The sequence below is a fragment of the Ruegeria sp. AF8 genome (genome assembly GCF_056541825.1).
In genome coordinates, this window is sequence record NZ_JBQFYW010000001.1 from 306,410 (window position 1) to 325,734 (window position 19,325).

Below are 19,325 nucleotides of genomic sequence, written 5' to 3' on the forward strand. Positions count from 1 at the left end.
GGGAGGTGGAAAAGTAAGTGTCCAAGAGTCCCCGAACGCGCTATGCGGTTGAGATGAGACTGTTTCTTCTGACCGCTCTGACCATGGTCGCTTTCGCGGCCAACTCGATCCTCAATCGCATGGCCATTGACATTGGCGCCAGCGAACCGGGCGGGTTTGCCGTGGTGCGGGTATTGGCGGGGGCCATCACGCTGGCCGTTCTGGTGCATCTGCGAGGCGGCGGCTTGCCCCTGCGCTCGCGCCGCCGAATCGTCGGTGCGGGGTCGCTTTCGCTTTACATGATCGGGTTTTCGGCCGCCTATCTGACGCTGGATGCGGGTGTCGGCGCGCTGATCCTGTTCGGAGTGGTGCAGATCACCATGTTCGCCGCCACCGCCATTTCCGGCACACCGCCCACCGCGCGGCAGCTGGCCGGGGCGGGGATCGCCTTTGGCGGGCTGACCTATATTCTGTGGCCCGCAGGGGCGGTGCAGGTGGACCCCGAAGGCGCCGCCCTGATGATTGCCGCCGGGATCGGCTGGGGTGCCTATTCGCTGGCCGGTCGCAGCGAACCGGACGCGCTGGCCGGGACCGGCGCGAATTTTGTCATTGCCCTGCCGGTGACCGCGTTGGCCATCCTTGCCCTTGGCGGCGGCTGGGGCATGGCGCTGCCGGGATACCTGCTGGCGATCCTGTCCGGGGCGGTGACATCCGGTCTGGGCTATGCGTTATGGTATCGCGTTCTGCCCAATCTGGCCGCCCCGGTCGCGGCCACAGCGCAACTGAGTGTTCCGGTAATCGCGATACTGGCAGGCGTTCTGCTGCTGGGCGAGGGGCTGAGTTGGAAACTGATCACTGGCACGGTGCTGGTTCTGGGCGGGATTGCGCTGGCGGTGACCCGGCGTCGGTCGGGCTGAGGCTTTTCCTGCGCGCCAAATGCGCTTATCTGGCTGACATGAGGTATCTGCTGCTCCTTCTTTTGCTGCTCTGGCCCGCCGCCCTGCGTGCGGAATGTGTCGTGCTGCTGCACGGGCTGGCGCGGACCGAGGCCTCGTTTGCGGTGATGGAACAGCTGTTGCGGCATCGTGGCTATGACGTGGTGCGGCCGGGATACCCCTCGACCGATCTGCCGATCCCCGAGCTTGCGAACCAGACTCTGCCTGCGGCGATGGCCGAATGCGGCGACCAGACCACCCATTTCGTGGCGCATTCGATGGGCGGCATCCTCATCCGCTATTGGCTGCAGGACAGCAAGCCGGAAAACCTGGGCCGCGTCGTCATGCTGGGGCCGCCGAACCAGGGCAGCGAACTGGTGGATGAGCTTGGCGATTGGGAAGTGTTCGGCCTGCTGAACGGCCCCGCCGGTCTGGCATTGGGGACCGGGCCGGACAGTGTGCCGCGCCAGCTGCCGCCGGTGAATTTCGAGCTGGGCGTGATCGCCGGGAAGAATTCACTGAATCCGCTGTTTTCGTCGCTGATCGATGGGCCGGATGACGGCAAGGTCTCGATCCAGAGCACGCGGGTGCAGGGCATGGCGGATCATACCGTGTTGCCGGTCACTCATACGTTCATGATGAACAATCCCCGCGTGGTGGCGCAGGTCCTGCATTTCATCGAATATGGGCGGTTCGGGCCGGATATCTCGTGGTCCGAAGCGGTGGCCCAGGTGATCGACGATATCTGTATCGGCGAGGACTGCGCCCAGCCGAAGTCGGAGCCGACGCAATGACGGCACTGGAACTGCGGTTTCACGGCGCACAGGTGCTGCTGCCGGGCGAAGGGTTGGCTGGGGCGGAACTTGGCATTGCACAGGGCGTGATCTGTGCCCCCGCGCGCGGGCGTTGCGTCGATCTTTCGGACTATTTGATCCTGCCCGGCATCGTCGATCTGCACGGGGACGGGTTCGAACGGCATCTGGCGCCGCGACGCGGCGCGATGAAACAGATGAACGAAGGCGTGCTGGCCGCCGAAGCCGAGCTTGCGGCGAACGGCATCACCACCGCCATTCTGGCCCAGTTCTACAGTTGGGAAGGGGGGCTGCGCGGGCCGGAATTCGCCGCGCAGGTGTTTCGCGCCATCGCTCAGACCCGGGACCAGGTGGTGACCTGCCTGATTCCGCAATTGCGATTCGAAACCCATTTGCTGGACGACTATGCAACGCTGCCGGAATACGTGGCCGACTGGAACATTCCCTATGTCGTCTTCAACGATCATCTGCCGCATGACCGGCTGGCGCAGGGCCGCAAACCGCCGCGCCTGACCGGGCAGGCGCTGAAGGCCGGGCGCAGCCCCGAGTCGCATCTTGCGCTGATGCAGGGCCTGCATGCACGACGCGCCGAAGTGCCCGCCGCGCTGGACATGCTTTGCGCGCGTCTGGCCGAACAGGGCGTGCGAATGGGCAGCCATGACGACGCCACAGCCGAGGGGCGTGGTCTGTGGCGCGGCCGCGGCGTGGGCATTGCCGAATTTCCCGAAACCCTTGCGGCCGCCGAAGCCGCCAAGGCAGCCGGCGACCCGGTGATCATGGGCGCACCCAACGTGGTGCGCGGCGGATCGCACAATGGCAATGCCAGCGCAGTGGATCTGATCGCGATGGGACTGTGTGACGCCCTGGCCTCGGACTATCACTATCCCAGCCCGCGCCGGGCGGCACTGATGCTTGCGGCAACCGGCGTGCTGGATTTCGCCGCCGCCTGGACTCTGATCTCGGAAGGTCCGGCACGCGTGCTTGGCCTGACGGATCGCGGCACGCTGGCACTCGGACAACGCGCGGACCTGGTGATCCTGGAGGCGGCCACTCACCGGGTCGCCGCGACCCTGTCAGGAGGGCGCGTCAGCTATATGTCTGGCGACATTGCGGCGCGGTTTGTGGGCTAAAACGCCCTGGGCACAGTATCGATCAGCGGGTGACCCGGTTGAAATGACCCATCTTGCGCCCGGCCTTGGCCTCGGCCTTGCCGTAAAGGTGGATCGCCACGTCGCGCTCGCGGGCCAGATCCGGCACCCGGTCCATATCCGCGCCGATCAGGTTCTCCATCACCACGTCGGAATGGCGTTGCCCGTCGCCCAGCGGCCAGCCCGCCACGGCGCGGATGTGCTGCTCGAACTGGTCGACGGCACAGCCGTTCTGGGTCCAGTGGCCCGAATTGTGCACGCGCGGCGCGATTTCGTTGACGATCAAGCCTTGTGGCGTCACGAACAGTTCCACGCCCATGACGCCGACATAGTCCAGCGCGTTGAGGATGTTGGCGGCCAGCAGCACAGCGTCGGTGCGCTGGGCCGGAGACAGCCGCGCGGGCACCGTGGTTGTGTGCAGGATACCGTCGCGATGCACGTTTTCGCCCGGATCGAAACAGGCCACCTGACCGTCCAGCCCGCGCGCCGCAATGACCGAAACCTCGTGACTGAATTCCACGAACCCCTCCAGTATCGCGGGCGCCCCCGCCATATCCGCCAGCGCGGCCCCGGCATCGCCGGGCGCGCGCAGCCGCGCCTGCCCCTTGCCGTCATAGCCGAAGCGGCGGGTTTTCAGGATCGCAGGCGTGCCGATTTTGTCGACCGCCGCGTTCAGGTCGTCCAGCCCAGTGATATCGGCAAATGGCGCAGTCAGCAGACCCAGATCGCGCAGAAAGGTCTTTTCGGTCAGGCGGTCCTGGCTGACACGCAACGCCTCGCGGCCCGGACGGATCGGGCGATGCGCCTCTAGCAGGTCCAGTGCTTGCGTTGGGATGTTTTCGAACTCGTAGGTGATGACATCGACCGAAGCCGCAAAGGCGGCGAGAGCGTCGGCATCCTCGTAAGCGGCGGTTGTCACCTTGTCGGAGACCTGTCCGGCGGGCGGGTTGGCTCCGGGCTCGTAGATATGGGTGGTGAAACCCAGCCGTGCGGCAGCCACCGACAGCATCCGGCCCAGTTGCCCGCCGCCGAGAATGCCGATTGTCGCGCCGGGGGGCAGCATGTCAGTCATTGGTGTTCTCCAGCCTTTCGCCAATCGCGCCGAGCGCCGTTTCCAGCGCCTCATGGGCGTTGCCCGTGCGCAGCGTTTCCGTCATCTGCAGGCTCAGCGTGCCATCCGTGGCAAGCGCGTCGCGCTCGCTGGCCAGTTGTCCTGCCTCGCCCTTGTCCATAGCGGACAAAAAACCGGAAACAAGCTGTGTCGTGTAAAATTCGGCGGCATTTGCGTCACCGGTGCGCTTTGCCAGCCACCCGGCGCCGGACGCCATCAGATCCAGCAGGCCCGGAACCATGGCGCAGATCGCGAAATGAGCGTTGAGCTCGGCCTCGCCTGCCACCTTGATCACCGGATTTTCGGGTTCGAACAGCTCGGCCAGCAGATGCTCGTTGCCAAAGGCGGGCAGGGGGCAGCCGCCGGTTTCGAGAAAACCCAGCGGGATCGTTTGCACGAAATCGGTTGCGGGGGCGCAAATCGTGGCCAGTTGCGCGGCGGAAATCGCCGCCATGACCGAAACGATCTGCTGATCCGCCCGAAAGCGCAGCGGTTCAAGCACGTCAGCCGCCAGATGTGGGCGCAGGCAGAGAAACACGATGTCCGAGCAATCGACCACGTCCTGCGGATCGCCGACACGCACGCCATATTCTTCAGCCAGCGCGGCCGAGGTTTCGGCGCTGCGCCGGGTCACGGTGATCTCGTGGCCTTTGCCGGCCAGAAAGCGCGCCATCGGGGCCGCGATGTGGCCGGTGCCGATAAAGCCAATGCGGCTCATTCCTGCGGCTCTTGCGGGATCGAGGCGGAAAGCGCCGCGCGCCAGTCGTCAAGCCGCCGCGCCAGCGCGTCGTCCTGCAACGCCAGAATGCCCGCCGCCATCAGCCCGGCATTGGCCGCGCCCGCCGAACCTATTGCCATGGTCGCGACCGGAAACCCCTTGGGCATCTGCACGATGGAATAAAGCGAGTCGACCCCCGACAGCGCCCGGGTCTGAACCGGCACACCGATTACCGGCACCCGCGTTTTCGACGCCATCATGCCCGGCAGATGCGCGGCCCCGCCCGCACCCGCGATGATCACCTGCAGACCACGCTCCGCTGCAGTCCTGCCATAGTCCCACAACCGGTCAGGCGTGCGATGGGCCGAGACGATTTTGGCCTCATGGGCGATGCCCAGCTCGTCCAGAATGTCGGCCGCTTCCTTCATCGTCGGCCAGTCGGACTGACTGCCCATGATGATCCCTACCTTGATACCGCTCATCCGCTGCGACCCCCGGCTTTTGAAAGAGCGCGCACTATAACCAAATGAAACAACGTTGCAATTGGCAACACGTCGCAATCCGGTCCGGATTCAGGACAAACCAACAGATATGAAAAAAACCGGAATTGCGCCCGAATTGCGAATTGTCCGGGCGCGACCTGCCTTCCGCCATGCGCGGGTCAGGCGATGATGTCGGGGGTCAGCCGGTCCTCGATCAGCCGGATGATATCCTTGAGGCGAAGTTTCTGCTTTTTCAGGCGCTTGATCGTCAGCTGATCCGCCGTTCCTTTGTCCTCCAGCGCTTCGATGGCTTCGTCCAGATCTCGGTGCTGGCGGCGAAAGACTTCCAGTTCCACCTTCAGTACGTCGTCGGATTTCATCGACAGGTCCGTGGGCGCGTTCATGGGCGACTCGCTTCTTGTTCTTTCTGCTTGGCGCACAGAATAGTGCGTAATGGTGAATCCGCCTAGACCTTGTGGACATCCCCGTTTCTTCCCATATTCTAACCAGAGCGGTCGCCGCAACGGGGCCGCCCGAACCGTCGCTTTGATGAACAAGGACGAAAGAACGTGTCGAAACTTACACTTGGCTCTTATCCTCACCTGTTGGGGTTCGAGCAGCTGGAACGCCTTCTGGAACGCTCGGCCAAGGCCGGCAACGAAGGCTACCCGCCCTATAACATCGAACAGACCTCGGATCATTCCTATCGGATCACGCTGGCCGTGGCCGGATTCGCGGACGAAGATCTGTCGATCACCATCGAGGATCGCCAACTGGTGATCCGGGGACGGCAACACGACGACAGCGAGGGGCGCGTGTTCCTGCACCGTGGCATCGCCGCACGTCAGTTCCAGCGCATGTTCGTGCTGGCCGATGGCGTCGAGGTGGGCGAGGCGGTGATGGAAAACGGACTGCTGCATATCGATCTGACCCGCGCCATTCCCGAAGCCGTGGTGCAGACGATCAACATCAGGAAAGGGTAAGCGATGCACACACCATTCGATTTCAAGGACGAAGGCAGCCGGATTGTCTATGTCAAGGCCGTCGATGTCGCCGATCTGCCCGAGGAGATCCGGGATCAGGCCGGTGATCTGGATCACCTTTATGCGGTGCATGACTCCAACGGCCAGCAACTGGCGCTGGTTGCCGACCGCAAACTGGCCTTTGTGCTGGCCCGGCAGAACGACCTGACACCGGTGACGGTGCACTAAGACGGCATGCCTGCCACGATTTGACGTGACATTCGCCGCTGTGGCGGCGATTCATGCAGACCGGCCGGGCCCGTGTTCCCGCCGAAATTACCGACTATAGCGGGAGAGCGCGCATGAGCTGGTTCGAGTTTGACTGGGTGGACGCCTTTACCGACCGCCCCTTTGGTGGCAACGGATGCGCCGTGGTCCATGGCGGCGCGGTTCTGTCCGAAGAAACCTCATTGGCTTTCGTGCGTGAAACCTCGCTGGTTGAATGCACCTTCACCGGCCCCTCCGACATTGCCGATATCCGCGTGCGCTATTTCCTGGCCAGCCGCGAGATTCCATTTGCCGGACATCCCACCATCGCAACCGTCGCCGCCCTGCGGTCGCGCGGGTTGGTCGCGGGCAACGAACTGACGCTGGAAACAGGGGCGGGTCTGGTGTCGATCCGTCTGGATGGCGACGAAATCGAGATGACCCAGATTGCGCCGCAATTCGGCGCGATGATCCCCGCCGAACTGGTGGCTGAAGGTATCGGGCTGGATCCCGAGGCGATCGTTTCGCCGCCTCAGATCGTGTCCACCGGCCTGCCGTTCTGCATCACCGTGCTGCGCGACCATCAGGCGCTGCGCGCGGCCCGTCTGAACATCGACGCGCTGCGCCGCATGGCCGAAAGCCAGGGCTATTCCGGTACCGACATGATGGAGCCGTTTCTGGTGACCCTGCAGGGCGCATCTGCACAGGGCGACACGTTTTCCCGTCTGCTGATGGCGCCGCCCAGCCCTCCGGAGGACCCGTTCACCGGCTCGGCGACCGGCGCGATGGCGGCCTATCTGTGGAAATACGGGCTGATGAGCAAAGACAGCTTTGTCGCCGAACAAGGCCATGACATGGGCCGGCCCGGCCGCGCCACGGTCACCCGCGTCGGAAAGCCGGACGACATGACCGGAATCAGGGTGGCGGGCAGCGGTTTTGTCCTGATGCGCGGGCAGGCCGATCTGCCCGAGGGGCAGGCATGATGGCCGACCCGGCAATCGCTCTGCTGCCCTATGGCAAAAGGCTTGGCCCCGATCTGGCGGCGCTGCCGCTGTCCGATCTGATCTGGCCGCTGGGATGCCCCGGACGACTGAACGGCGCGACGGTCGGCGATTTGTCCGCGACCGATCACCTGATCATGTATCCCAACACAATGGCGCATTTCCGGCTGCGCCGGGGTACGCGGGCGCGGATCTCACTGATGATGGGAGAACCAAGCGCAATCCATGCCAAGCACGACCGGCTGCTGCGGTACAGCTGGCGGCGGTTTTTTCGCGTGTTCACCTTTCACGATGTGCTGCTGAACAGCATCCCCAATGCGGTGTTTCTGCCCTATGGCTCGACCATGGTACCCGACTGGCAGGACCTGTCCGTTGAGAAAACCAAATCCTGTTCACTGATCGCCTCGGCCAAGCGGGATCTGATCGGTCACCGGTTGCGCCATGAGATGATCGACTGGGTGCAGGGCACCGGACATGATGTCGACGTCATGGGGCGCGGTTACATGCCGTTCGAGCACAAATCGGACGGGCTTGCACCCTATCGCTTTTCCATCGTGATCGAGAATGTGCGGGAACCCAATTATTTCTCGGAAAAGCTGATCGACGCGATCCTGTGCGACACCGTACCGATCTATTGGGGTTGTCCCAATATCGAAAACTTTCTGGATCCTGCAGGTATGATCCTGTGCGAAACCGCCGACGACATCCGGCGCGCGGTCCAAGACCTGTCGGTGGAGGATTTCGAAGCCAGACTGCCGTCGGTACAGGCGATGAAGCCGACAGCCGCCGAACTGGGGAATTTCGAAACCCGGGTGGCGCAGGCCCTGCGCGATCAGCTGTCACAAAACTGAGCGCCTGCGGCGCGCTTTTTTGAATATGAGGGACGCTGTCCCTCAACCTCTGAAATATTTTTAACCATCAAGAAGCGGGCAGGCGTAATTGCCCTGACCGGGAAAACGGCCCCCGGAATACGGGGGCCGTTTTCTGGTCGGAACGGAATCAGTTCGCTGCGATCAGGCCCATGCTTTCGAGTTTGAGCAGAACCTGATGGGCGCAGTTGTCGACGTCCACATTCTCGGTCTCGACGCGCAGTTCCGGGTTTTCCGGCACGTCATAAGGATCGGAGATGCCGGTGAACTCCTTGATTTTGCCTTCGCGCGCCAGCTTGTAGAGCCCCTTGCGGTCGCGGCGTTCGCATTCCTCGATGCTGGTCGAAACGTGCACTTCGCAGAAGGCGCCGAACGCCTCGATCTCTTCGCGCACGGCGCGGCGGGTGGTGGCATAGGGCGCGATCGGGGCGCAGATGGCGATGCCGCCATTCTTGGTGATCTCGCTGGCGACATAGCCGATGCGGCGGATGTTCAGGTCGCGGTGCTCTTTCGAGAAGCCCAGTTCCGAGCTGAGGTTCTTGCGCACGATGTCGCCATCCAGCAGCGTCACCGGGCGGTCGCCGGTTTCCATCAGCTTGACCATCAGCGCGTTGGCGATGGTCGACTTGCCCGAGCCCGAGAAGCCGGTGAAGAACACGGTGAACCCCTGCTGCGAGCGCGGCGGGAAGCGGTTGCGCAGTTCCTGTACCACTTCGGGGAACGAGAACCATTCGGGGATCTCCAGCCCCTCGCGTAGACGGCGGCGCAGTTCGGTGCCCGAGATGTTCAGGATGGTGACGTTGTCCTTGTCCTTGATCTCGTCGTTGGGTTCGTATTGCGCGCGTTCCTGCACATAGACCATGTGTTTGAAATCGACCATCTCGATGCCGATCTCGTCCTGGTATTTGCGGAACAGGTCCTGTGCTTCATAGGGGCCATAGAAATCCTCGCCCTGGCTGTTCTTGCCGGGGCCTGCGTGGTCGCGGCCGACGATGAAATGCGTGCAGCCGTGATTGGCGCGGATCAGGCCGTGCCAGACCGCCTCACGCGGGCCGGCCATGCGCATCGCCAGATTGAGCAGCGACATCGAGGTGGTCGAGGCCGGATACTTGTCCAGCACCGCCTCATAACAGCGCACGCGGGTGAAATGATCGACATCGCCCGGCTTGGTCAGGCCCACGACCGGGTGGATCAGCAGGTTGGCCTGTGCCTCCTTTGCGGCGCGGAAGGTCAGTTCCTGATGCGCCCGGTGCAGCGGGTTCCGGGTCTGGAAGGCGACGATGCGGCGCCAGCCCACCTTGCGGAAATAGGCGCGCAGCTCGTTCGGGGTGTCGCGGCGGGCCTTGAAATCATAGTGGACGGGTTGCTGAATGCCGGTGACGGGGCCACCCAGATAGACCTTGCCCGCCACGTTGTGCAGATAGTTCACCGCCGGGTGCGCATCGTCGTCGGCGCCGAATACCTTCTCGGCTTCGTTCGCCTTGTTCGGGGTCCAGCGATCGGTCACGGTCATAGTGGCGAGGATCACACCTTCCTGATCGCGCAGGGCGATATCCTGCCCCAGCTCGATCTTCTCGGCGAACGCCTCGCCCACATCCAGCGTGATCGGCATCGGCCACAATGTGCCGTCGGCCAGCCGCATGTTTTCGACCACGCCGTTGTAATCCGCTTCCGACAGGAAGCCTTTGAGCGGGTTGAAGCCGCCGTTCATCAGCAGTTCCAGATCGCAGATCTGGCGCGGGCTCAGATCCCAGCTGGTCAGGTCGGCGGCCTCGACCTTCAGCTTCTGGGCGGATTCATAGGACACATACAGCTCGGGGATCGGGGCAAGATTGCTCAACATTGTCATTTCAATACTCGTGTCGCCTGGGTGTGAAATTTCGGTTTCCGGTCGGTTTTGAGCGGCATGTGCCCGGTTGCAGGAGCGAAGTCCAGATGGTTGCGCGCAACTAAGGACGAAGTGTGTCGTTTTACCGCCTATTGGAACGTCTTTTGCGTATTTTCAGCGGATGATGGGAGAAAGTTCGCCGAAATCAGCGAAATTCCCCCGCTTTGAGGTCATCGTTCCGCCAGTCCCGGAAGGGTCTCCAACTCGGAAGCGGTCGCGACGGGAAGGGCCGCGAGCGGCTTGGGAACGCCGCGCAACCGGAATTCCTGCAGCGGCAGCGCGGCGGTATCGACGCCGGCGGCCTGCAATGTTTCGGCTGAGACCAGCAACTCGGCCTTCAGCGCCTTGGTCTGCCCTTCCAGCCGGCTTGCGGCGTTGACCGTGTCACCGATGATCGTGCGGGGCGCATGCCCGCCGGCGCCAATTTCACCCAGAACGAGGGTGCCGATATGCAGCCCCATCCCAATCCGGATTTCGGCGGCCTCCTCCTGCGTCAGCCGCAGGTTGAACGCTTGCAATGCGTGGCTGACACCGATGGCCGCACGGATACCGGCGCGGGCCGAACTGGCGGTGTCCCGGGTTTCGAACACGGCCAGCAGACCGTCGCCGAGATATTTGTCCACCACGCCGCCCGCCTGCGTGATCGCGGGCACGATGGCGTCGAAAAACCGGTTCAGCAGGAAAACCACGTCATAGGGCAATTGGCCCGTGGTCCGTGCGGTAAACCCGCGCATATCCAGAAACAGCACGGCCAGTTGCCGCTCCTGCCCCTGACTGGCATGGGCACGGCTCCGTCCGCCTTCGGGGCGAAAGACCCGGAACACCGTCGAGGGCTCCATCGGCCGGATCTGGCAGGCCAGCCGTATTCCCGGCGGAGCGTCGATGGCGGCGAGGCTGCGGGCTTCGACCTCTCCGGGCGGGTGCAGCAGGTCGGCGCCTTCCTCGACGATGACCCTGCAGGTGGTGCAGCGCCCTTTGCCGCCGCACAAGGCGGTATGCGGCACCGCGTTCGCGCGCGACATTTCCAACAGGGTCATACCCTTTTCCGACCGGATCTCGGGCCCGTCCACATATCGGATTCGCACCGAATGCCTGCGCCGCCACAGCTTGCGCCCCAAATGGATTGCAAGAGCAAGGGCCAGTGCCACCCAGAACACGCCATGCGCCCAGTCCCTGACCGAAAACAGGGACAGGAACGCCGCCTCGTCCGGCCAGTTGAAATAGTCGGCGAAATCGGCGCGCAGCCCGTCATCCGCGAAAAAATCGGACATCCGCCGCCCCTCGGTCAGCAGGCCGGCAAGGGCAAAGGCGGGGGTCAGGACCGCCACTCCGATCAGATACGGCACGGCGCTTTGCCACCAGCGCGTCAGACGCAGCCAGAAATGCAGGCCGATACAGCCATGTACCCAGACCAGAAGCAGCAGCAGGCTTTGCCACCAGACTGCCGGGCCAGGCCACATCAGGATGATGACATAGCTCATCTCGTCATTGACGCTGTAAAGCTCGTGGGCCAGCCGGGTCTGTACCAGATGCGAAAGCAATTGCAGCGGGATCAGAAACCCCAGAACCACCTGCAGCGCCACGGCAAAGGGCATGCGCAGAGTGCGCCGCTGCGCCAGCGAAACCAGCGCCAGCCCGGCATGGATCAGCAGGGATCCGTACAGCAGGATCGTGCCCGGCAGACTGCGCGTAACGACCTGCCGCGCGTCCTGCATGGCGTTCATCGCATCCTGGCTGAACAGCCCCAGTCCGATATTGACGAAGTGGAAAAACGCATACGCGAACAGGATCAATCCGGTTACGATCCTGAGCCGTGTCGTCCAATCGCCCCGCCAGAGAGCACTCGCCACTTGCGCCTCCGGTTTGCCGCTGCGCCGGGTCAACTGTGTGAGGCGGGGAAGGGGCGGTCAAGCCCCGCTCGCGAGTTTGTCACCGGGCCACGGTCACGCTGCTCAGGGAACGAATCAGAATTCTCCGGGCCGGGGCCGGAGAATTCCGGCATCCGCCTAGTCCTGCCCGGCCAGGAAGCGCTCGGCGTCGAGCGCCGCCATGCAGCCCATACCGGCGCTGGTCACCGCCTGACGGTAGACATGGTCGGTCAGATCGCCCGCGGCAAACACCCCGGGCACCGATGTTTCAGTGGTGCCCGGTTTGGTCACGACATAGCCGCCCATATGGGTGTCCAGCGTGTCCTTGACCAGTTCGTTGGCGGGGGCGTGGCCGATCGCCACGAAGACGCCCTTGCAGGGGATTTCGGTGATCTCGCCGGTGTTCACGTTCCTGACCCGAACCCCTTCGACCCCCAGCGGCGCGTCGGTGCCGATCACCTCTTCCAGCGTGTGAAACCACAGCGGCTCGATCTTTTCGTTCTTCAACAGGCGGTCCTGAAGAATCTTTTCCGCCCGCAACTCATCCCGGCGGTGGACCAGGGTGACCTTGCTGGCGAAATTGGTCAGGAACAGCGCCTCTTCCACGGCGGTGTTGCCGCCGCCGATCACCACGATTTCCTGTCCGCGATAGAAAAACCCGTCACAGGTGGCGCAGGCCGAGACGCCAAAGCCCTTGAACTTGTCCTCGGACGGCAGGCCCAGCCATTTCGCCCGGGCCCCGGTGGCCAGAATCACCGCGTCCGCCGTATAGACGGTGCCGTTGTCGCCCTTGGCGGTGAAGGGGCGTCCGGACACGTCCAGATCGGTGATGATGTCGCCGATGACCTCGCAGCCCATCGCGGCGGCGTGTTCCTGCATCTTGATCATCAGATCCGGGCCCTGCACCTCGGTGAAACCGGGATAGTTTTCCACATCGGTCGTGGTGGTCAGTTGCCCGCCCGGTTCGATCCCCTGCACCAGAATGGGCTCCAGCATGGCGCGGCTTGCATAGACGCCGGCGGTATAGCCCGCAGGCCCCGAGCCGATGATCAGAACCTTGGTGTGACGTGTCTCGGTCATGGTGCCCCCGTTTGTATTGCCCGAATGAACCTGAAGTCCTCGCAGGGGGATATAGCGGCGCGGAACCCGCTCTTAAAGCCCCAAGATGATTCCGGCGCCGCATCGGACAGGGGTAAATATGCCTTTGAGATTAATGAATGTTGCGTGGGCACGAAATAATATTGCGCCCGATTGGGGCGCTGTTATAAGAACCGAAAAACCCAGGAGCATTTCATGGTCGCGACACGGCTGGACGAAATTGACCGCAAGATTCTTTCCGAATTGCAGGCAGACGGTCGCATGACCAACGTCGAACTCGCAAAACGTGTGGGAATTTCCGCTCCGCCCTGTCTGCGGCGGGTGCGGACGCTGGAAGAGGCCGGCTATATCCGCGGCTATCATGCCGACGTCAATGCCCGCGAACTGGGGTTCGAGGTTCAGGTCTTTGCCATGGTCGGTCTGGACAGCCAGGCCGAGGTCGAATTGCGCGCCTTCGAGGAACGCTGCCGCAACTGGCCGCTGGTCCGGGAATGCCACATGCTGAACGGTGAAGTGGATTTCATTCTGAAATGCGTCTCGCCCGATCTCAGCAGCTTTCAGCAATTCCTGACCGGAGAGTTGCTGACCACGCCGAACGTGGCCAGCGTCAAGACATCACTTGTCATTCGAGGCGCAAAGGACGAACCCGGCGTTCCGTTCGACGTCCTGGAAGAACGCTTAAGCCGAAGCGCCTGATCGCGGCTGCGCCCGAGGGCGCGGTCGAAGACGGCAGAAATGCCGCGATGGTCAGTGAAAAAATCCAGCTGAGAAGCAGATGCATAAGGTTTCTCCTCAGGCCGTGATCGCGTCGATTTCGCCGTCACCGGCGCGCGGGAACACCAGAGGGCCGAAATCGCTGAGCGTGTGAATGTGATCGAACAGGCTCAGGTAAAGCTCGCGCAGGGTCTGTCCCAGGATGCGAACGGCGTGGATGCCGGGGTGATAGGATTCGAACTGGACACCGTCGACATTGATCACCGCATGTTTCTTCAGGCAGATGTGGAACAACTCGACCGGGGTGGGCGGAATGGTTTCCACCACGCCCATACCGTCCACGAATTCCTGCACCGGAGTCAGCATCGGGCTACCGCCGGAAAGTTGGCGCAGATGCGCAGGTGTGGCGAGAATGCGCGCCGACGGTCCGGCAATGACCCCCGACATCGGCTTTTGAATGCCGAACGTGTCGGCCATGAACCGGGTCAGCGGATGGGTCCGGCCCCGCGCGTCGGGGCGCCCCGGCAACAGCGTGATGGAGCCTTTCCACAAGACCTCCTGCGCGCTGTCGTCCTGAACGATGACGCGGTCGCCCGGCAGCAGGTCTTCGATGGCCATCGGCCCCTGATCGGTTTCGATCAGCGAGCCGCGTGAAAAGGCGCAGAACGCATCCTCGAACAACGGCAGGGCAGGCGCGATGTGGCGCTTCTGGAGGATCTCGCCGTTTGGTGATTGGGTGCAGACTTCGTACCGCCTCAAATGCGGCCGGTTCTGGCCGCGCAGCGCGGCCGGGTCCTGCAGCAGCGCAGAGGTTTCAACAGCATTGCGCGCCGCTCGCGTTAACGAATATGGAATAGACATACGTCTTCCGTCCCCTTCATTCCTGCCATATTTGGGCAGCCCCCTCAGACGGCCTTGTATTGGCATACAGATTTAATGTCCTGAAACGGTCGCAAAAACCGCAGGGTATCCAGCGGCAATGCCCACAAAGGCGAGCAAAATGTTGCTCAACTTTGGTCAAAACGATGACCCCCCAAACAGAACTCATAACAAGCGGGCATAAAATACCCACCACACTCGTGCCCCGGATTACCGCAAACATGGGCGGTTCTGATCCAAATCGGCCCAGAGCAATTGCCGATACGGACGTTCCAAAAGGCCGGCAGCTTGGCCTTCAGGCAGTATTTCAAGCCTTACTCGCATAAAGGAGCGACGCTATTTGAATGTTCCGATTTCAGTTTCCAGGGCATTGGCAGCAAGTGACCTTTTGCCGTGGCGATCACCGACCTGATAAAACGCGAACCGGATTTCATTCTTCCCCTTCCGTCAGCGGGCTTAAACCCGTCGAATTCTGATAACTCGACATTGAAAAGGTTTTGCGGCGCCGTTAGGGCCGATCCGGGAAAAAATGAGGACAAATTTGCGCGGGTTGCGGGCTCCTTTCATTTCTGTGCCTGATTTCAACGGCACCAGTCAGCCGCTTAACCACTTGAGCTCAGGCATGTTTTCACACGTGATTCACAGGGAATTAGACGAAATTTTTTGGGCGAGATCGTGGCGGCTTTGCCTTAATTCAGACACAATCGATCAGAGTCGTATCGCCGAGATCAACCGGCCATAGTCAGCCTCGCCGGCATGGGTGGCCCGGCGATAGGAAAAAAACCGGTCCGGGTCGGAATAGGTGCAATGCCGTGTCCATTCGGCGGCCCCGATCCCCGCCCGCCGCAAACGGTGCAACCCGTAGGCAGGTAAATCGAACATCATCCTGTCGCCGTTGCCATTGGCAAAGAAACGGGTGTTGCCCGCATCCTCGATCAGGAAATCGTCCAGAAATTCCGGCCCCACCTCATAGGCGCGTTGCGAAATCGTGGGACCGATGACGGCAACAGTGTTTTCGCGCCGCGCGCCCAGTGATTCCATTGCATCCAGCGTTGCTTCCAGCACACCGTCCAGCGCACCGCGCCAACCGGCATGGGCAGCACCAACAACGCCGGCCCCGTGATCGGCAAACAGAACCGGTTGGCAATCGGCGGTCAGGATCGTCAGGACCAGTCCCGGCACTGCCGTCGCCATCGCATCGGCCCTGGGTTTTGCGTTCATGGGTTCGGTCACGATGATTGCATCGGCGGAATGCACCTGATGCACGCCGACCAGATCGGGGGCCATTACCTGCATGGCATCGGCCACACGAGTCCGGTTCAGCGCCACGGCTTCGTTCAAATCCGAAGAACCGACACCGCAGTTCAGCCCGGCGAAAATGCCGGACGACGCGCCGCCGCGACGGCTAAAAAAACCGTGATGGGCCGGGGCCAGCAAATCTGATGTCAGTATTTCCAGCGTCATCGGTCCAATCCGGGTGGCGGTGAAGCTGACGCGGGATAAAGCGCCATTACCTTGAACAGGTTTCCCATTTCCTCGGGGTGCGTCAACCTGCGATGTGCGGCAATCAGCGCATTCAGGTCTTTTTCCTCCTTGCCGCGCGCAAGAGCCTGCGCTCGGGCGGTTATGCCCAAACGCTCCAGAAACACGCCCTGCGTCGTCAACCGGCTATGCGCGCAGCCCGCCGTGCGGGCGGCCTGAGCCAGCGCCTCGAAATCCACATGTGCGGTCAAATCTGCCTGTCCCGGATCGGCCAGCGGGTCGGCGCGGTCATGCGCGCGAAGGGCCTGAAACGTATCCCCCAATGAGCGCCAGTCGCCATAATCGACCACCAGTGCGGCGCCGCCGTAGTGCGCGATCCGTCTGGCAACGGCAGCGATCACGGGGCCGGCGGCGGGGCATGTCTCGACCAGATCGCCCTCGCGCGTGTCTTCCAGCCGGCAATCCAGCGCGGCTTGCGGCGCCTGTGCTCCCAGGCCAAAGGCCAGCGCGCCATCCTGCGCCCCGACCAGCCGCTCGCGCCAGCCTTCGCCGTCGCGGATGAATTGCCGAATCGGCAGTGCGTCGAAAAACTCGTTGGCGACCAGAAACAGAGGCGCGTCGGGCAGGTCCGCGACCCGGTCAAGCCAGCGCGGGTTGATCCCAGCCAGAGTATTGGCCTGAACATCCCGCAAGGCCGGGGACGCTTCGATCAAAACCACGCGGGCGGCCTCGCGAAAGCCGGGAACGCCGCGTGTGGTGCGCAGGATATCCGCCATCAGGGTGCCGCGCCCGGGACCAGGCTCGGCCAGTGTGAACGGGGCGGGGCTGCCCTGATCCAGCCAGCTTTGCGCCAGCGCAAGCCCCACGAGTTCCCCGAACATCTGGCTGATCTCGGGCGCGGTGATGAAATCGCCCGATGCACCAAAAGGGTCGCGGGTGGTATAATAGCCGTGCTCGGGGTGCAGCAGGCACTCGGCCATATAGTCGGCAACGGTCATCGGCCCGTCCTGCCGGATGCGTTTGATCAGGATGTCCCGCAGGCTCATGCCGGACCCCACCTTGCCCGCCAGACGAACCACAGGCCAAAAGCGATCATCGGCAGCGACAGGAACTGCCCCATCGTCAGCCCATAGCCGCCGATCTGCCAGGCCAGTCCCAGCGGGTTGCCGGCCGAGACGAATTGCGCATCCGGTTGGCGAAAGAACTCGACCAGAAACCGCGACAGCCCGTATCCGGCAAGAAAGGCACCCAGAACCAGACCCGGCTGCCGGAACGCGCCGCGCCGATAAACCAGCCACAGCAACAATGCGCCCAACAGCAAACCTTCGAGCCCGGCTTCGTAAAGCTGTGACGGATGGCGTGCGCACGGTCCTTCGACCCCGGGGCAGTACTGTGCCGCCTCGCCGGGAAAGATCACCGCCCAAGGCGCATCGCTGGGCCGTCCCCACAGCTCGGCATTGACGAAATTCGCCAACCGCCCCAGCAACAATCCGGGCGGCACCGCATGGGCGACCAGGTCGGCCAGCGGCAGGGTCGGGATTTGATACTTTCTGGCAAAGAGAAACGCCGCCGCGATCACTCCCAGCATACCGCCGTGAAAGGCCATGCCGCCTTGCCAGATCTTCAAAACCTCCAGCGGATTCTGCAGATAGTATGAGGGCTGATAGAACAGAACGAATCCCAACCGCCCGCCGAGAATGACACCCAGGATAATCCAGGTCAGCAGATCCTCAAGCTGCCGTGCGCTCATCGGGGGCACTTGGTCGGGCCACAGGGGCGGGCGCCGCAGTGCCGTCAGCGCCATGCGCCAGGCAATCAGGATGCCCGCGATATAGGCCAGCGCGTACCAGCGCAGCGCGAATTCCATCCCGAAGACCGTGATCGAGAAAAGTTCGGGCGAAAAGTCGGGAAAAGGGATAACTGCCTGCATGTGCGTCTCATTGCCCGTGGTTTGAGGGGCAAGTCAACCTTGAGCCTGCCGCGCTTGTGACCCATATAGGGGGCAACCGCGACACGGGAGTAAAGACATGCAAACCCGCAACAAGATTCTGGACGACATTTCCCAACTGATGACCAACGCCATGGGCGTGGCCCAGGGCGCGCGGGAAGAGGCCGAGACGGCGATGAAATCGCTGATGGACCGCTGGCTTGCCGACCGCGATTTCGTCACCCGCGAGGAATTCGACGCGGCGCGCGCGATGGCCCAGAAAGCGCGCGAGGAAAACGCCGCGCTGGAACAGCGCATCGCCGCGCTTGAGGCGAAACTGGGCGATCAATCCTCATAGCTGTCGGATTTTCGGGAGCAAACAACCGTGCCGTGCAACCCGTCGGGGATGCGCGGTGAGGTGCATTGTGCTGTTCCGGGCTGTCAATGCAAGAAAAAGCCGCATCGGAAGCCGATATTTTGAGTGCCGTTGCCGTCTGTCCACAACTTATTGCTGTTATCCCCAAAAATGGGGGTTGTCAGATATGCAGCCACATCGCACCATATCTGGTACAGGCTCTGGGCGAATGCCCGGTTTGTAGAGCAGGCAACTAGCGCTGGGGGCGCTGCCAGCCCCGATCCGCTAGAAATCAGCGAGGTGTACCATGGCACTTTCCGAGCAGTATCTGGAAGAAGACATTCACCCGATCGACATTGTCGAACATCTGGCCGAACACCACGACTGGGATTTCGATCGAATCGGCGACGATCAGATTGCCATGGCGGTCGAAGGCCAGTGGCGCACCTATTCCATTACCCTGGCCTGGTCCGGCTTTGACGAGACGCTGCGCATGGTGTGCTCGTTCGAGATGGAGCCGCCGGAAGAGCGCGTGCCGCAGCTTTACGAGCTGCTCAATGCGATGAACGATCAGTGCTGGGCCGGCGCCTTTACCTATTGGGGTGGTCAGAAGCTGATGGTGTATCGCTATGGTCTGGTGCTTGCGGGCGGCCAGACGGCCAGCGCCGAGCAGATCGACACCATGATCACTGCCGCCGTGCTGAGTGCCGAGCGCTACTATCCGGCGATCCAGCTGGTGACATGGGGCAACCGAACCCCCGCCGAGGCGATGCAAGTCGCCATTGCAGAGGCATACGGTCGCGCGTAAACCTGCGCCCCGAACCTGAGAA

The 19,325-nt window shown here is 62.6% G+C and carries 20 protein-coding genes and 1 pseudogene; 10 read left to right on the forward strand and 11 right to left on the reverse strand.

Annotated features, from left to right (window positions below; genetic code table 11):
* The first annotated feature begins 53 nt into the window (after nt 1-53).
* The 3 genes from ACR0AO_RS01440 to ACR0AO_RS01450 are packed head-to-tail and all read left to right on the forward strand — an operon-like array spanning nt 54 to nt 2,856.
* Nucleotides 54-896 carry a DMT family transporter gene (locus tag ACR0AO_RS01440; protein ID WP_480599009.1) on the forward strand — a complete coding sequence of 281 codons (843 nt, stop codon included), beginning with the start codon at nt 54-56 and terminating at the stop codon, nt 894-896.
* Between the two features lie 38 nt (nt 897-934).
* On the forward strand, nt 935-1,708 hold the full coding sequence (locus ACR0AO_RS01445; protein ID WP_480599011.1) for an alpha/beta fold hydrolase: 774 nt from the start codon (nt 935-937) through the stop codon (nt 1,706-1,708).
* Entirely contained in the window at nt 1,705-2,856 is a 1,152-nt protein-coding gene (locus tag ACR0AO_RS01450; protein ID WP_480599013.1) for an alpha-D-ribose 1-methylphosphonate 5-triphosphate diphosphatase, read from the forward strand. The genes ACR0AO_RS01445 and ACR0AO_RS01450 overlap by 4 nt, the downstream gene beginning before the upstream one ends.
* A 22-nt stretch (nt 2,857-2,878) precedes the next feature.
* On the opposite strand, the gene ACR0AO_RS01455 is transcribed toward ACR0AO_RS01450, so the two are convergent.
* The 4 genes and pseudogenes from ACR0AO_RS01455 to ACR0AO_RS01470 all read right to left on the reverse strand — a co-directional run bounded on the left by ACR0AO_RS01455 (nt 2,879) and on the right by ACR0AO_RS01470 (nt 5,589).
* The gene (locus tag ACR0AO_RS01455) at nt 2,879-3,946 is read right to left on the reverse strand and encodes a 5-(carboxyamino)imidazole ribonucleotide synthase (RefSeq protein WP_480599015.1); all 1,068 of its coding nucleotides are present in this window, start codon (nt 3,944-3,946) and stop codon (nt 2,879-2,881) included.
* Nucleotides 3,947-4,445: 499 nt separating this feature from the next.
* Nucleotides 4,446-4,703: pseudogene (locus ACR0AO_RS01460) on the reverse strand (NAD(P)-binding domain-containing protein); the annotation flags it as partial.
* Entirely contained in the window at nt 4,700-5,185 is a 486-nt protein-coding gene (gene purE, locus ACR0AO_RS01465) for a 5-(carboxyamino)imidazole ribonucleotide mutase (RefSeq protein ID WP_480599017.1), read from the reverse strand. The gene purE and the pseudogene ACR0AO_RS01460, both read right to left, overlap by 4 nt.
* A gap of 179 nt (nt 5,186-5,364) precedes the next feature.
* On the reverse strand, nt 5,365-5,589 hold the full coding sequence (locus ACR0AO_RS01470; RefSeq protein WP_480599019.1) for a YdcH family protein: 225 nt from the start codon (nt 5,587-5,589) through the stop codon (nt 5,365-5,367).
* A gap of 165 nt (nt 5,590-5,754) precedes the next feature.
* Here ACR0AO_RS01470 and ACR0AO_RS01475 point away from each other — a divergent pair, with 165 nt between their 5' ends.
* From ACR0AO_RS01475 to ACR0AO_RS01490, 4 genes are all read left to right on the forward strand, one after another.
* Nucleotides 5,755-6,168, forward strand: a complete 414-nt coding sequence (locus ACR0AO_RS01475; protein WP_480599021.1) for an Hsp20 family protein — start codon at nt 5,755-5,757, stop codon at nt 6,166-6,168.
* Nucleotides 6,169-6,171: 3 nt separating this feature from the next.
* On the forward strand, nt 6,172-6,396 hold the full coding sequence (locus ACR0AO_RS01480; protein ID WP_480599023.1) for a DUF1150 family protein: 225 nt from the start codon (nt 6,172-6,174) through the stop codon (nt 6,394-6,396).
* A gap of 113 nt (nt 6,397-6,509) precedes the next feature.
* Entirely contained in the window at nt 6,510-7,397 is an 888-nt protein-coding gene (locus ACR0AO_RS01485) for a PhzF family phenazine biosynthesis protein (RefSeq protein WP_480599025.1), read from the forward strand.
* Nucleotides 7,397-8,266 carry a glycosyltransferase family 10 domain-containing protein gene (locus ACR0AO_RS01490; RefSeq protein WP_480599027.1) on the forward strand — a complete coding sequence of 290 codons (870 nt, stop codon included), beginning with the start codon at nt 7,397-7,399 and terminating at the stop codon, nt 8,264-8,266. The genes ACR0AO_RS01485 and ACR0AO_RS01490 overlap by 1 nt, the downstream gene beginning before the upstream one ends.
* Nucleotides 8,267-8,414: 148 nt before the next feature.
* Here the strand turns inward: ACR0AO_RS01490 and ACR0AO_RS01495 are convergent, their stop codons facing one another.
* The 3 genes from ACR0AO_RS01495 to trxB form a co-directional block, all read right to left on the reverse strand.
* Nucleotides 8,415-10,133 (reverse strand): bifunctional sulfate adenylyltransferase/adenylylsulfate kinase, encoded by a 1,719-nt coding sequence (locus ACR0AO_RS01495; protein ID WP_480599029.1) that lies wholly within the window; start codon nt 10,131-10,133, stop codon nt 8,415-8,417.
* Nucleotides 10,134-10,342: 209 nt separating this feature from the next.
* On the reverse strand, nt 10,343-12,022 hold the full coding sequence (locus tag ACR0AO_RS01500; RefSeq protein ID WP_480599031.1) for an adenylate/guanylate cyclase domain-containing protein: 1,680 nt from the start codon (nt 12,020-12,022) through the stop codon (nt 10,343-10,345).
* A gap of 156 nt (nt 12,023-12,178) precedes the next feature.
* Complete coding sequence (trxB, locus tag ACR0AO_RS01505) at nt 12,179-13,120, reverse strand: thioredoxin-disulfide reductase (RefSeq protein WP_480599033.1); 942 nt, start codon at nt 13,118-13,120, stop codon at nt 12,179-12,181.
* 213 nt (nt 13,121-13,333) lie between these two features.
* On the opposite strand from trxB, the gene ACR0AO_RS01510 reads away from it, so the two are divergent.
* Nucleotides 13,334-13,834, forward strand: coding sequence for an Lrp/AsnC family transcriptional regulator (locus ACR0AO_RS01510; protein WP_480599035.1), 501 nt, complete (start codon nt 13,334-13,336; stop codon nt 13,832-13,834).
* Between the two features lie 96 nt (nt 13,835-13,930).
* Here the strand turns inward: ACR0AO_RS01510 and ACR0AO_RS01515 are convergent, their stop codons facing one another.
* From ACR0AO_RS01515 to lgt, 4 genes are all read right to left on the reverse strand, one after another.
* The gene (locus ACR0AO_RS01515) at nt 13,931-14,713 is read right to left on the reverse strand and encodes a Hint domain-containing protein (RefSeq protein WP_480599037.1); all 783 of its coding nucleotides are present in this window, start codon (nt 14,711-14,713) and stop codon (nt 13,931-13,933) included.
* A gap of 726 nt (nt 14,714-15,439) precedes the next feature.
* On the reverse strand, nt 15,440-16,195 hold the full coding sequence (gene pgeF / locus ACR0AO_RS01520) for a peptidoglycan editing factor PgeF (protein ID WP_480599039.1): 756 nt from the start codon (nt 16,193-16,195) through the stop codon (nt 15,440-15,442).
* The gene (locus tag ACR0AO_RS01525; protein ID WP_480599041.1) at nt 16,192-17,259 is read right to left on the reverse strand and encodes a class I SAM-dependent methyltransferase; all 1,068 of its coding nucleotides are present in this window, start codon (nt 17,257-17,259) and stop codon (nt 16,192-16,194) included. Before ACR0AO_RS01525 ends, pgeF begins: the two co-directional genes overlap by 4 nt.
* Nucleotides 17,256-18,143, reverse strand: a complete 888-nt coding sequence (gene lgt / locus ACR0AO_RS01530; protein WP_480599044.1) for a prolipoprotein diacylglyceryl transferase — start codon at nt 18,141-18,143, stop codon at nt 17,256-17,258. Before lgt ends, ACR0AO_RS01525 begins: the two co-directional genes overlap by 4 nt.
* Nucleotides 18,144-18,240: 97 nt before the next feature.
* On the opposite strand from lgt, the gene ACR0AO_RS01535 reads away from it, so the two are divergent.
* Complete coding sequence (locus ACR0AO_RS01535) at nt 18,241-18,498, forward strand: accessory factor UbiK family protein (protein WP_480599046.1); 258 nt, start codon at nt 18,241-18,243, stop codon at nt 18,496-18,498.
* 304 nt (nt 18,499-18,802) lie between these two features.
* Nucleotides 18,803-19,303: a type III secretion system chaperone family protein gene (locus ACR0AO_RS01540; RefSeq protein ID WP_480599048.1), complete on the forward strand. Its 501-nt coding sequence runs from the start codon at nt 18,803-18,805 to the stop codon at nt 19,301-19,303.
* Nucleotides 19,304-19,325 lie beyond the last annotated feature (22 nt).